Source organism: Vagococcus zengguangii (assembly GCF_005145005.1).
GTDB classification, from domain to species: Bacteria; Bacillota; Bacilli; order Lactobacillales; family Vagococcaceae; genus Vagococcus_A; species Vagococcus_A zengguangii.
This window is the reverse complement of record NZ_CP039712.1, coordinates 464,495-478,455: the sequence shown is the minus strand read 5'-3', so window position 1 is coordinate 478,455 and position 13,961 is coordinate 464,495. Positions and strand designations below refer to the sequence as shown.

Annotated in this window: 13 protein-coding genes; 5 read left to right on the top strand and 8 right to left on the bottom strand. The window is 35.2% G+C overall.

Annotation, left to right across the window (positions count from 1 at the left end; translation table 11 throughout):
- Nucleotides 1-3: 3 nt before the first annotated feature.
- Nucleotides 4-474 carry an RrF2 family transcriptional regulator gene (locus tag FA707_RS02290; RefSeq protein ID WP_136952709.1) on the bottom strand — a complete coding sequence of 157 codons (471 nt, stop codon included), beginning with the start codon at nt 472-474 and terminating at the stop codon, nt 4-6.
- Nucleotides 475-854: 380 nt separating this feature from the next.
- Here FA707_RS02290 and nrdH point away from each other — a divergent pair, with 380 nt between their 5' ends.
- Genes nrdH through nrdF form a run of 4 tightly spaced genes read left to right on the top strand, consistent with a single transcriptional unit; the run spans nt 855 to nt 4,588 of the window.
- Nucleotides 855-1,082 carry a glutaredoxin-like protein NrdH gene (gene nrdH / locus FA707_RS02285; protein ID WP_136952708.1) on the top strand — a complete coding sequence of 76 codons (228 nt, stop codon included), beginning with the start codon at nt 855-857 and terminating at the stop codon, nt 1,080-1,082.
- 1 nt (nt 1,083) lies between these two features.
- Nucleotides 1,084-1,464 (top strand): class Ib ribonucleoside-diphosphate reductase assembly flavoprotein NrdI, encoded by a 381-nt coding sequence (gene nrdI, locus FA707_RS02280; RefSeq protein ID WP_136952707.1) that lies wholly within the window; start codon nt 1,084-1,086, stop codon nt 1,462-1,464.
- Complete coding sequence (gene nrdE / locus FA707_RS02275; protein WP_136952706.1) at nt 1,442-3,604, top strand: class 1b ribonucleoside-diphosphate reductase subunit alpha; 2,163 nt, start codon at nt 1,442-1,444, stop codon at nt 3,602-3,604. The genes nrdI and nrdE overlap by 23 nt, the downstream gene beginning before the upstream one ends.
- 15 nt (nt 3,605-3,619) lie before the next feature.
- Nucleotides 3,620-4,588 (top strand): class 1b ribonucleoside-diphosphate reductase subunit beta, encoded by a 969-nt coding sequence (gene nrdF, locus FA707_RS02270; protein WP_136952705.1) that lies wholly within the window; start codon nt 3,620-3,622, stop codon nt 4,586-4,588.
- Between the two features lie 60 nt (nt 4,589-4,648).
- Here nrdF and FA707_RS02265 read toward each other — a convergent pair whose 3' ends face one another.
- The 3 genes from FA707_RS02265 to spxA form a co-directional block, all read right to left on the bottom strand.
- The gene (locus FA707_RS02265) at nt 4,649-5,326 is read right to left on the bottom strand and encodes a YjjG family noncanonical pyrimidine nucleotidase (RefSeq protein ID WP_136952704.1); all 678 of its coding nucleotides are present in this window, start codon (nt 5,324-5,326) and stop codon (nt 4,649-4,651) included.
- A gap of 61 nt (nt 5,327-5,387) precedes the next feature.
- Nucleotides 5,388-6,050 carry an adaptor protein MecA gene (locus FA707_RS02260; protein ID WP_136952703.1) on the bottom strand — a complete coding sequence of 221 codons (663 nt, stop codon included), beginning with the start codon at nt 6,048-6,050 and terminating at the stop codon, nt 5,388-5,390.
- Between the two features lie 150 nt (nt 6,051-6,200).
- On the bottom strand, nt 6,201-6,599 hold the full coding sequence (gene spxA, locus FA707_RS02255; RefSeq protein ID WP_136952702.1) for a transcriptional regulator SpxA: 399 nt from the start codon (nt 6,597-6,599) through the stop codon (nt 6,201-6,203).
- A 279-nt stretch (nt 6,600-6,878) separates the two neighbouring features.
- Between spxA and trpS the strand changes: the two genes are divergently transcribed.
- Nucleotides 6,879-7,889, top strand: a complete 1,011-nt coding sequence (gene trpS, locus FA707_RS02250; RefSeq protein WP_136952701.1) for a tryptophan--tRNA ligase — start codon at nt 6,879-6,881, stop codon at nt 7,887-7,889.
- A gap of 53 nt (nt 7,890-7,942) precedes the next feature.
- Here trpS and FA707_RS02245 read toward each other — a convergent pair whose 3' ends face one another.
- From FA707_RS02245 to FA707_RS02230, 4 genes are all read right to left on the bottom strand, one after another.
- Nucleotides 7,943-10,444, bottom strand: a complete 2,502-nt coding sequence (locus FA707_RS02245) for a hypothetical protein (RefSeq protein WP_136952700.1) — start codon at nt 10,442-10,444, stop codon at nt 7,943-7,945.
- A gap of 380 nt (nt 10,445-10,824) precedes the next feature.
- Nucleotides 10,825-11,829 carry a lipoate--protein ligase gene (gene lplA / locus FA707_RS02240; RefSeq protein ID WP_136952699.1) on the bottom strand — a complete coding sequence of 335 codons (1,005 nt, stop codon included), beginning with the start codon at nt 11,827-11,829 and terminating at the stop codon, nt 10,825-10,827.
- A 22-nt stretch (nt 11,830-11,851) separates the two neighbouring features.
- Entirely contained in the window at nt 11,852-12,589 is a 738-nt protein-coding gene (locus FA707_RS02235; RefSeq protein ID WP_136952698.1) for an MBL fold metallo-hydrolase, read from the bottom strand.
- A 225-nt stretch (nt 12,590-12,814) separates the two neighbouring features.
- Entirely contained in the window at nt 12,815-13,903 is a 1,089-nt protein-coding gene (locus FA707_RS02230) for a M42 family metallopeptidase (RefSeq protein WP_488153799.1), read from the bottom strand.
- Nucleotides 13,904-13,961 lie beyond the last annotated feature (58 nt).

The following is a 13,961-nucleotide window of genomic DNA, read 5'->3' as shown; positions in this document are numbered from 1 at the left end:
CCCTTACTCTATATTCCAATCATGGAAAGCCACTGTTTTCCCATCACCAAATACTTCACTCATTATTTTTTCAACACTAATCGTTTTTAAATATAAAATCCACTTGAAATCAGCTTCACGAAAATATTTTGCAATAACTTGATGACCTTCTTGCGCTTGTTCCCCAAAGTTATCAAAGGTATTTTCTAGTAACCCAGAGTTTGTTAATGAGCAAAAGTCCCCCTCAATTGCTGATACGACATCATATAAACTAATGTCAGCTAAAGACTTGTCTAACCTAAAACCACCACTATTACCCGTTGCGCCTGATATGAGTTTAGCTACCACTAGTTTTCTCAACAATTTTTGAACATAACTTTTAGATAAATTTAATTTTTGATAAATACTTTCCGATGACAATGCTATTTCAGGTTCTTGTGTAGCAAGTAAGGCTACCACTGCAATAGCTTGTTCAGTTGCAGATGTTAATTTCATTTTCTCGCCTTCATTATAGATTTTTTTATCTACAATGATTATAGACTTTTTTTATCCACAATGCAACTGTTTATTTTCAAGAAAAATTCATTTTTTATTTTCAACAACAACATCTTGGGGTCATGTGTCATATTTTGTACAATTTTCCGACTCATTTATTACCATTTTTAGATTAATCTCATTCACTTATCCCCATGTAAATCGACAAGAAAGCACGCTATCTTACCTTTTACGGGACTTTTCCACATTATCCACAAAACACAAAACATAGTATTTACCGAACGTTCGGAACACAATATGTTGTGTTTTTCCTTTGACTTTTATTCTAAAGGCGGTATACTTATTATTATCAAAAGAAAAAAGCGCGGAGGTAACCACACATGAATGAATTAACTTTATATACTAAAAATAACTGTCCTCAATGTAAAATGACAAAACGTTTCTTAAGCGAACAACGTTTATCATATAACGAAATCAATATCGATGACGAACCACAATATATTGATTGGTTGAAAGAACAAGGACATCGTTCAGTCCCAGTATTAACTAACAATGCTGTAACAATCGTTGGTTTCCGACCTGATCAATTACGCGCATTGGCGGTTTAAAATGAAACTTGTCTATTTTACCTTAACTGGGCAAACACGTCGCTTCATTAAGAAACTAGACTTTCCTTCATTTGAAATTGATCCGACCAACCCATTTACAGAATTGAATGAACCTTATATTATAGTCGTTCCTACTTATGACGAAGACGTTACGGAAGTAGTGAACGATTTTATTGAGTACAAAAGCAATCGTCAAAATATTCTTGGTGTCGCAGGTGGTGGTAACCGAAACTTTGCGGACCTTTTTATTTTTACCGCCAAAGATTTGGCACGAGATTACAACATCCCGCTCCTATTCGAGTTCGAATTTAGTGGAACAGACGAGGATGTCAAAAACTTTAAGAAAGTAGTGAAGGAAATTGAGTCTAAAAGAACTGAATAACGTTACTTATTTTGAACTGAATAACGAAATCAATCGTCCTGTTAATGGTCAAATCCCATTAAATAAGGATAAAGAAGCTTTGGATGCTTTCTTTAAAGAAAATGTTGAACCAAATACGATGACATTCAATACAGTTGCTGAAAAAATCAACTATTTAATCGAGCACGACTTCATTGAGTCTGAATTTATCGAGAAGTATTCAATGGACTTCATTGCTTCATTATATGACTATCTATTTGCACAAAACTTTACGTTCAAGTCATTTATGGCTGCCTATAAATTTTACTCTCAATACGCTTTAAAGAGCAACGATGGCTCAATGTATTTAGAACGTTACGAAGACCGTGTGGCTTTTAACGCGTTGTACTTCGCTGATGGTAACGAAGACTTAGCAATGAGCTTAGCAGAAGAAATGATTTACCAACGCTATCAACCAGCCACACCATCATTCTTAAATGCTGGTCGTAAACGTCGTGGTGAATTAGTTTCTTGTTTCTTATTACAATTAACTGATGATATGAACAGTATCGGACGTGGTATCAACAGTGCCCTTCAATTATCACGTATTGGCGGTGGGGTTGGAATTTCACTTTCTAACTTACGTGAAGCTGGCGCACCAATCAAAGGCTTTGAAGGTGCAGCTAGTGGCGTTGTTCCCGTTATGAAATTATTTGAAGATAGCTTCAGCTACTCAAATCAATTAGGTCAACGTCAAGGTGCCGGCGTGGTTTACTTAGATGTTTTCCATCCTGATATCGAAATGTTCCTATCAACTAAAAAAGAAAACGCCGACGAAAAAGTGCGCGTTAAAACACTTTCTTTAGGTTTAACAGTCCCTGATAAGTTTTACGAATTAACACGTAAAAATGAAGACATGTACTTATTTAGTCCGTACAGTATTGAACGTGAATATGGTGTTCCCTACTCATATATCGACATTACTGAAAAATACGACGAATTAGTCGCTAACCCTAACATTCGTAAAACTAAAATCAAAGCTCGTGATTTAGAAAACGAAATTAGTAAATTACAACAAGAATCAGGTTATCCGTATATTATCAACATCGATGAAGCAAACCGTCAAAATCCAATCGATGGTAAAATCATCATGAGTAACTTATGTTCTGAAATTTTACAAGTGCAAACCCCTTCTGTATTGAACGACCGTCAAGAATACGAAGTCATGGGAACTGATATTAGCTGTAACTTAGGTTCAACTAATATTCCAAACTTAATGAACAGCCAAGACTTTGGTAAATCAGTGCGTACAATGACGCGTGCTTTAACGTTTATCACGGATGCTTCAAGTATTGACGCTGTGCCTTCAATCCAAAACGGAAATGCCTTAAATCATACGATTGGTTTAGGTGCGATGGGCTTACACTCGTACTTTGCTAAAAACCAAATGGCTTATGGCTCACCAGAATCCATTGAATTTACTGATGTTTACTTTAGCTTATTAAACTACTGGACTTTAGTTGAAAGTAACCAAATCGCTAAAGAACGTGGTCAATCATTCAACAATTTTGAAAAATCTGACTATGCATCAGGTAAGTACTTTGAACGCTACATTAATGCGCCAGTTTTACCACAATCAGACAAAGTCAAAGAACTATTTGAAGGAATCTTTATTCCTGATGCTGAGGCATGGCAAGCTTTAAGTGAAGCGGTCCAAACGGATGGTTTATACCACCAAAACCGCTTAGCTGTTGCACCTAATGGTTCGATTTCATATATCAATGATACAAGTGCAAGTATTCATCCAATTACGCGTTTAATCGAAGAGCGCCAAGAGAAAAAAATTGGGAAGATTTACTACCCTGCCCCATACTTAAGCAATGAAACATTGCCTTACTATACATCAGCTTATGATATGGATATGCGTCGTGTCATCGATGTTTATGCAGCTGCGCAAAAACACGTTGATCAAGGGATGAGTATGACCTTATTCATGCGTTCTGAATTACCAGAAGGATTATACGAATGGAAAACTGATACAAATAAACAAACGACACGTGACTTAAACATTTTACGTCACTACGCCTTCCATCAAGGAATTAAATCAATTTATTATGTCCGTACTTTCACTGAAGACGAAGAGGAAATCGGAAGCAATCAATGTGAAAGCTGTGTCATTTAGAGGAGGAATTGGACAATGAGTCGTGAAGAAACTTATTACGCTGCGATAAACTGGAACGCCATTGAAGACGTTATTGATAAATCAACTTGGGAAAAATTAACCGAGCAATTTTGGTTAGATACGCGTATCCCTCTTTCAAATGATTTAGACGACTGGCGCAAACTATCGCAACAAGAAAAAGATTTAGTCGGCTACGTATTTGGTGGGCTAACCCTTTTAGATACAGTACAATCTGAAAGTGGTGTGGAAGCGATTCGTAACGACTGCCGCACCCCTCATGAAGAAGCGGTTTTAAACAATATTCAATTCATGGAATCTGTTCATGCTAAAAGCTATTCATCAATTTTCAGTACGTTAAATACTAAATCTGAAATCGATGAAATTTTTGAATGGACAAACACTAATGAATTTCTACAAAAAAAAGCTGAAATGATTAACGAGATTTATCGAAACGGTTCAGCCTTAGAAAAAAAAGTCGCAAGTGTGTTCTTAGAAACTTTCTTATTCTATTCAGGTTTCTATACACCACTTTACTACTTAGGTAACAACAAATTACCTAACGTCGCTGAAATCATTAAATTGATTATTCGTGATGAATCAGTTCACGGCACTTACATTGGTTATAAATTCCAATTAGGGTTCAACGAGCTATCTGAAGAAGAACAACAACAAATGGAAGATTGGGTTTACAACTTATTATATGATCTTTATGAAAATGAAGAACGTTATACTGAGTTATTATATGATGGTGTTGGTTGGACAGAAGAAGTAAAAACTTTCTTACGTTACAATGCCAACAAAGCTTTAATGAACTTAGGATTTAATGCGTTATTCCCAGATACAGCGAACGACGTTAACCCAATTGTCATGAACGGGATTTCAACGGGTACTTCTAACCATGACTTCTTCTCACAAGTTGGTAATGGTTACTTACTTGGAAGCGTAGAAGCCATGAAAGATGATGATTATTTAATTGGTATGTAATTACACAAAAGCCCCATGTCCAAATAGTTGGACACGGGGCTTTTGATTTTATGAAAGAAATTAGTTAGCTAATGTTAATAATTCATCTAATGCTTTAATCTGATACGTTGGTTGAATGACTTCATTTGCTTTACCTGGTGAGTACCAACACGTATCTAGGCCCGCTTGATTACCACCTAAAATATCCGCTGAGAGGCTGTCTCCGACCACTAAAATCTCTGCCTGATTCTGTTCCTCAACATTAGCTAAAACGTGATCAAAGAACAATGGCGATGGTTTTTGATGCCCTATTTCTTCTGAGATAAATAACTCATCAAAATATGACGCTAATCCCGCTTTTTCAATGCGTTTTTTTTGGGTATCAGCCACGCCGTTGGTCACAACGTATAGCTGTTTATCTTTTTTCAATTCCGTTAGCACTTCTTTAGCACGTGGCATAAAAAAGATTTCCTCAGCCAAGTACGAGCGAAATAATTGATCCATGGCGTGACCATCTACCTCTACATCAAGTTGATGGAATAATTCAACAAAACGTTGTGATAAGACATAATCACGTGCTACTTTCCCTTTTTCCAGCGCTTGCCATAAGGCTTTGTTTTTTTGATGATAACTTTCAAAAAGTGATTCATCCCAATCTATGGCCTGTTCTTCTAATAACTTTCGTAAGGCATATTTTTCAGCCTGATCAAAACTTAATATCGTATTATCTAAATCTAGTAATAGGGTTGAGTAACTCATAAAGGCCTCTTTTCTTATTCATTTTAAAAAAGTCGTCCAAGATATTTGGACGACTTTTTGCTTATTTAAAATAATGTTTAATTTGATCTAATGTATCGTCCGCCATGATGAGTTCTCCATACTCTTTTAAAACCTCTGGCGACTTTTGGCTCATTTGTCCAAATTCCAAAATACATGCCACATCATTTTTAATAGCACGATCTGATTTTAGTTTAGTTAAAAATTTCATTGATAAATAGTAACGTTTATTCAATACATACAAGTCAGTCAAATTGTCTTCAAAATGATAGGTATCCACCATTTTAATTAAGTTTTCAAAGGAAGAAAATTCAAAAACATAGTCTAACACTGCTGGATTATCTTGGGTATGTACATTTTTAATATCTTGAGCGGCATCAAACTGCTTTTTGATAAAATCAGTAAACGATGATTCTTCATTATATTCATCATCTAATTCATCTTCATCTGAATCAGGCTCTGACATCATCATATTTTTACTGATAAACAGTTCTAAACCATTACGATTTGGTAACACTTGAAAAGTCACCGCATCAGTTTCTTGAAACTGCTCATCGATATCCACTTCTTCTAAAATACTATAAAAAAAGTTTTCAATTTCTTTATGATTACCTAATAAATCAAGAAAGCTAACCCCTCTTGCTTCTAAATCTGCATTTTCAATTAATACACGAATGGTGTTTTCATTTATACGTTCCATTTCCATAGGCCGACACCTCTTTTCTCTAACCTAATTATACTACATTATTCATTATATTATCTACAATTCTCGCTATAAAATCAAGCTAAACGCAAAAAAGGGCTGGTAACAGTCACCTGTCCCTCCCTTAGCATTTAAATAATTAACCCTTTAGAACTACAGGCCCGCCATTAATTGAGCATGTCTTAATTCTAAAGCTCTTACTTCTCTTGGTAAGAAACGACGAATTTCGTCTTCGTTAAAGCCTACTTGCAGACGTTTCTCATCCAACATTATCGGACGTCTTAATAGACCAGGATTTTCTTGAACTAGCTTTAATAATTCATCTAATGGCAAGTCATCCAGATCCATTTCTAATTTTTGAAACACTTTTGACCTTGTAGAAATAATTTCCTCAGTACCATCTTCTGTTAATCTCAAAATTGCCTTCAGCTCTGTAATATTTAATGGATCAGAAAAAATATTACGCTCCTTGAATGGAATCTCGTGCTCAACCAACCAAGCACGTGCCTTACGACATGAAGTACAACTAGGAGAAGTGTATAATGTCAACATTAAATATCAACCCCTTTTTCCAAAACCTTTACCAACAAACAAAACTTTTATATACACTTTATTATACCTTATAATATTGCGAATTACTAGCGTTTTATTAAGAGGTTATGATAAAAAAATGATAATTAACGAAGTTCTTAACAAGCTCAATTACTGCATAAAATAGTCACTTGTGCTTTTTTTATTGATAATTCTAGGAATTGTTTCAATCACTATGGTATTTTTTTTTGTGTTTTTGGAGTATAATCAAAAAAGAATGATTTGAAAGGAATTTGATATATGAAAACAATCTTTTCTGGTATCCAGCCTAGTGGTATCCCGACAATTGGTAACTATATCGGGGCTATGCAACAATTTATTAAGTTACAAGATGACTATCAATGTTTCTTCTGTGTCGTTGATGAGCATGCGATTACGGTTCCTCAAGACCGTTTAAAATTACGTGAACAAATTTTACAACTAGCCGCACTATATGTAGCAGTCGGAATTGATCCTAAAAAAGCGGCAATTTTTATTCAATCTGAAGTACCAGCACATGCCGAAGCTGGGTGGATTGTTCAATGTAACACATACGTCGGTGAACTTGAACGTATGACGCAATTCAAGGATAAATCACAGAAAAATAACACAGCTGGCGTTTCAGCCGCTCTTTTAACTTATCCACCATTAATGGTTGCTGATATTGTCTTATACAATACTGACTTAGTTCCTGTTGGTGAAGATCAAAAACAACATTTGGAGTTAACTCGTGATTTTGTTGACCGCTTTAATAACCGTTATGCAGCTAAAAATCAAACGATTTTAACCAAACCTGAAGTTCACATTCCTGAACAAGGGGCACGCATTATGAGCTTGCAAGAACCTACCAAAAAAATGAGTAAATCAGATACTAACCAAAAGAACTTTATTTCAATGATGGATACACCTGATAGTATTCGTAAAAAAATCAAATCAGCCGTAACGGATTCAAGCGGTATTATTGAATATGATGTGGCTGAAAAACCCGGCATCTCGAACTTATTAACAATTTATTCGGCCTTCTCTGGCCAAAATATTGACGAATTAGTGGCTCAATATCAAGGCGCTGGTTACGGACAATTTAAAGCTGACCTAGCTGAAGCAATTGTTAATGTAATTGAGCCTATTCAACAACGTCAAGCTGAGTTACTAGAATCAGGGGAACTTGATTTAATTCTTGATGAAGGGGCAGAACAAGCTCGTCGCGTTGCAAATAAAACGTTACAAAAAATGAAAAACGCAGTTGGTTTAGGACGTAAACCACGTAAATAACTATCGCAAAAAGAGCCATGACTTCAATCGTCATGGCTCTTTTTATTGCTTAATTACTTAATGATATCTTGTTGAATTACCCAGTAATCTAAACCTTGTAGTTTATAGGCAATATTAGAATCATCAATATCGATAACATGAATATCTTCTACAATATATTCTTTACCTTTAACATCTGCTGGAATTTCATTACGTTCTTCGTAGTGAGTCGCATGTTCTGCAACTTTAACTGTTTGACCGATTGCAAATGTTGCTTCTTTTAATTTATCATTAACCGCTTCTTTAGAAAATAAGTTATGTTCGCTAATCCATTGACGCGCTTCTTCTAAGTAGTAAGCACGAGTTGAATCACCATCTGCTACTTCTTTAATGCCTGCAATTGTAAATTCCTTACCAAAGTCTGCATCTGGAATAGCTAAACCATCTGTAAATTTGTCCGCAAAATCTTGTAATTTCACTTTAGCACCTTTTGCTAGAGCTGGAAATTTAGATGCGATACTAATTGGGTCAACGTCAACCGTTGGTAATTCTGGGAATAAGTCTTTTTCACTAATCCATTTGTTAAGTTCTGGTAAGAAGTAAGAACGTTTAGCATCTCCATCTGCTTTTTCTTCTACTTTGTCAACCGTATATTCTTTGGTTAAATCGATGTCGCCTAAATCTGTCCCATCTGCAAATTTAGTGGCAAAGTCTTGAATTTTAACTTTGCTGCCTAAATCAATTGCTGGGAAAACCGAAGTAATTTTGGCTGGATCTAATAATGAATTAGCTTTATCTGCTTCTGAACTATCTTCAACTACAACTTTTTCACTTGAACTTTCTTCCACTACCGCTGTTTCAGATGATGATGTTGCTGTATTTAATGCCACTTCATCATCTTTTGGATTGAACAATCCAAGTAAACCGCCTAATAAACCTAAAGCACCTAAACCTAATACCCATGGTAACCAGCTACCTAATAATGATTTTTTAGGTTTTTCTTCAGTTTTTAAGCTAGCGATCTCTGGTGTTGCTTCAACTTTTACTTTTGTATCTTTACCATCAACTAAACCAACTTTTGGTAAAGCTGCGGCTGCACCTAAACTAGGAATTAATTTTGTCCAGTCCAAATCAAAGTTTGGTGTCAATTTCGCCTTACTAATTAAAGCTCTTACATCATTTGCGTAATCTCCAAAATCTTTTTCGTTACGATCAACCAATAAATTAGCTTCGTTATATTTCTTATCCATTAAGAAACCACCTAATTTATTGGTTAAATCTGGTTTACCAATTTTTGTGAATAAGTTTTTCACACCGTCAAAATCAAATTTAATGTCTGGCGTGCTACCTGTTAATTTATTAGCCATTTTACCGGCCGCTGTGGCTACACCTAAACCTGAGACTAATTTTGTCCAGTCTAAGTTAAAGTCTGGTGTTCCTTTAGCGAAATTGATTAAACCTTTAACATCTTTCACATAGTCGCCGAAATCTTTTTCGTTACGGTCAACTAATAAGTTAGCTTGATTGTAATTTTTGTCCATCAAGAACCCTGCTAATTTATCGGTTAAATTTGGTTTACCAATTTTTGCAAATAAGTTTTTTACGCCGTCAAAATCAAATTTAATGTCTGGCGTGCTACCTGTTAATTTATTAGCCATTTTACCGGCCGCTGTGGCTACACCTAAACCTGGGACTAATTTAGTCCAATTTATGTTAAATCCTGGTGTTTTCGCCGTGTTAATTAACGCTCTCACATCATTCACATAGTCACCAAAATCTTTTTTGTTACGGTCAACTAATAGATTCGCTTGATTGTAGTTTTTATCCATCAATAATCCTGCTAATTTATCGGTTAAATCTGGTTTAGCAATTTTTGTGAATAAGTTACTAATGCCATCAAAATCAAATTTGAAGTTAGGAGTGTTTGTAGTGAACTTATCTGATACAACATCTACTACTTTATCAAGCGTATTTTCTGTTGTATCAACTGCATCTGACACTTTATCAGTCACAGCGTCAGTTACTTTATCAAATGTCGATTTAATGTCGTAAGTATTATAATCAGGATTTGCTTTACCAAATGCTAGCCAATCTTTGATATCTTCATAGAAGTTACCTAATTTATCTTTATAGCCATCGACTAAAATATTAGCTTCTGCAAAACGATTAGTTGAAACTAACTTATTGATATCAGCTACAATACCATGATCTTCTTCTGGTAAAGCTAACTTCAATGCTTGATTACGAGCGAATGCCAGTAAATTTTTCATATCAAAATACTGATTGCCTAGTAAGTTCTTATTAGTATCCACTAAAGCGTTCGCTTTTTTAAAATCATTCGTTGTGATTAATCCTAATACATCTTTAAATAGTGAATTATCTTCTAAATCAGAGGCTTGGCTAATTTTCAACATGCGATTAGTAATGAACCATTGAATCATTTCTTCAAACTTGTCACCTAAATACTCTTTACGACTTTCTAAATAAGCAATTGCCTTGGCATAATCTTTATCATTAAATAACTGTTGAAAACGATTAATTACCTTTTCTTGAATCATTTTTTTATCATCTACCATATCTACTCTCCCCTAACATTTATTTTATATTCGCCTATATAATGAATCCCTATCACGCTACATACCAATAATAACATCAGTCACTCAACAGACATTTGACACTTGTTAATAACAAGTACAACACTTAAGTTACGTTATCTTATCTGACTTATCATGTACAAGTAATGTTTACAGATAAATAGGTCACTAGTTTCGCTATAAATCCCCCTTCGAATAATTTATTCAAATACTTGTTATTTAAATCTTATCACCTTCTTAAGAAAATAATAAATTTTTGCGCTTAATATTAATATTTGTATATTTATGTATCAAACATCGCAAAAAAATGGATTTACGATTTTATCAATCGTAAATCCATTTTTATATTATGTTATTTCCTGTTAATATAACAATCCTAATAAATCTTCTTCAGTAATATTGCCAAAATATTTCTTAATATCAATTTGACTAACTACTTGCTGTAAATCTTCTTTTGTATAACGTGTCCCCACTAACATTTGTTCAACATCGGCAATTTCACCTAAACCAAAGAAATCGCCAAAAATTTTCGCTGCCTGAATTTTACCTTCTGCAACATTTAAGCGCACTTCGACTGAACCGATTGGGAAACGTTCACGACGAACTTTATCAAACTCTGGAGATTTACCGAAGTTCCAATCCCAGTTGCGATAATATTTATCAGAAATTTCATTTATTCTTGCCCAATCAGCTTCAGTTAGCTCGTAAGTTGTCACTTGATCGATTGAGTCAACGTTAAAGATACGTAATAAAATATCATCACGGAAATCTTTAGTTGAAAGATTTTGATAAACGTCATCTAAGTAAGGTTTAATGTTAGTTACGCGTGAACGAATCGATTTAATTCCTTTAGATTCGATTTTATCTTTACGCACTTTTAACGCTTTAACGACTTCATTCACGTCACTGTCTAACATAATCGTACCGTGAGCGAACATGCGACCATTTGTTGCGTACATCGCGTTACCAGAGAATTTTTTATCGCCGATTACTAAGTCATTACGACCTTTTAATTCAGCGCCCGTTACCCCCATTGAATGTAGCGCTTCGATAATTGGGCTTGTTAATTTTTTGAAATCACGGAATGACTCACCATCATCTGGCATAATAAAGCTGAAGTTCAAGTTACCAAAATCATGGTAAACCGCACCACCACCACTTAAGCGGCGCACAACATGAATATTATTTTCTTCCACATAATCTAAGTTTATTTCCTCAATCGTATTTTGGTTACGACCGATAATAATTGATGGCTCGTTAATATAGAATAATAAAATAGGCTCATCGACTTTCATCTCTTGTAATAAAAACGTTTCGATTGCTAGGTTAACACGTGGGTCATTGTTTTCGTTAGGTACATAAATCATTTGACATTCTCCTTTAGTCTCATTAAATAGTTAGGGTTAAACCTGTTTTAGCTAGTAGCGCTTGCGCCTGCTCTTGAGTAATGGCTTTCGCTTGTCGTAATAATTCCTCTAAGTCAATACGTTGTTGCAAGTGACTTAAAATCACCGTTGGAATGTTCCCACGAACGGTCATTTCAGCGACTTCTTTGACACTAAAATGGACGGGATGATTTTCCGTGCCACTTAAAAAATAGCTATCGGCAATTAATAAATCGGTGTCTTTAACAAACTCATCAAAAGCATCCATCCAACCAGAATCCGCGGTATAAACTAACGACTTACCTGTTTCCTTTTCAGTAATCCGCATCGCAAAACACGGAACGGGATGTTTCGTTCTTAAATAAGTAATACTAAATGGGCCAATTTCAGTCGTATCTCCTTCGGCATACGCATGACCTTCACTAACGTTAGGCATCGTAAGCGATGAATAATAAAACTCATGCTCCGTATGGCCATAAATTGGTAAAAGTGGTTGATCTACTTGCTGATTCAACTGACGATAAAATTGTAAAACGCCTAAATCAGCAATATGATCATGATGATAATGCGATAAAATCACCGCGTCTAATGTTAAGGGATCGATGTGTTTTCTTAATTGATTGAATGTGCCACTACCTGCATCAATTAATAAAGAAAAATCGCCCGAAGTTAAGAGGTAACTTGACGTGCCTTCATCATTCCAAGGATACGCTCCCCAATAACCTAAAACTGTTAATTCCATGATAAAGCTCCTTTCAGTTCTACATATAATAATTTACACTTCTTTCGTTTATCTGACTATTATTAAATTTTTTATACACTCATCATAACGTATTTCTTAAAAAAATGCTTATTTAACAATCAATTAACATACAATATTGTTTGGTTTTATTGTCCCTAATTGTTTTTATTTTATATCGGCTAAAAAAATCCTCTCAATTAACAGAGAGGATTTTTTGATGACTATTTATTCGTATGAACGAATTTTTTCTACTGTTTCTTTATCTAATCGTTTCACAACTTCTGTCACTAATTTAACTGTGTTTAAATAGTCATCTTCGTGAATAACTGAAGTGTGAGAATGTAAGTAACGTGTTGAAACAGTGATTGCTAATGATGGAATACCATCACGTGTAATGTGTGCTGTTCCAGCATCTGTCCCGCCACCGGCTACTACTTCTAATTGGTAAGGGATATTTAATTCATCCGCTACATCAATCACGAAATCACGTAATTTACGATGTGGAATCATTGACGCATCAAAGATTAAAATTTGTGGTCCTTTACCTAGTTCAGACATTGATTCTTTAGCTGTCATACCTGGTGTATCACCGGCTGTCCCTGTATCTAAAGCAAATGCGATATCAGGATTTGCTAAGTGTGTACTTGTGCGTGAACCACGTAAGCCAACTTCTTCTTGGACGTTGCTACCTGCAAACAAGACATTTGGATGGCCTTCAGCTGCTAAGTTTTCTAAAACTTTTAGTGAAACAGCCGTTCCAATACGGTTATCCCATGCTTTTGCTAATAAGTATTTAGAACCATTTAAACGACGGTATTCAGTGTATGGTGTTACCATGTCGCCAGGACGTACGCCCCAAGCTTTCACTTCTTCTTCACTTGTCGCACCGATATCAATGAACATATCTGAGATTTCGTAAGGTTTCTTGCGTGCTTCAGCAGATAAAACGTGTGGTGGTTTGCAACCAATTACCCCATGAATAATTTCGCCTTTAGCTGTTTTGATTTGCACTTGTTGTGCTAACATGACTTGGTTCCACCAACCACCTAGCGTTTGGAATTTTAAGAAACCTTTGTCAGTAATTTGAGTAACCATGAAACCAACTTCATCCATGTGTCCCATAATCATCACACGCGGACCTTCTAAATCACCATTACGGCGAGCCATTACCCCACCTAAACCATCAAACATCATACGATCAGCATGAGGCGTTGCATATTTAACAAATAGTTCTCTCACTTCATCTTCATTACCAGGAACGCCACGCGCATCTGTTAATTCTTTTAACATTTTTTCTTCTTTATTATCTAACAAATGAATACCCTCCTAATTATTTTTATACCTATTAGTATAGCACTAATGCGAGGTTGTT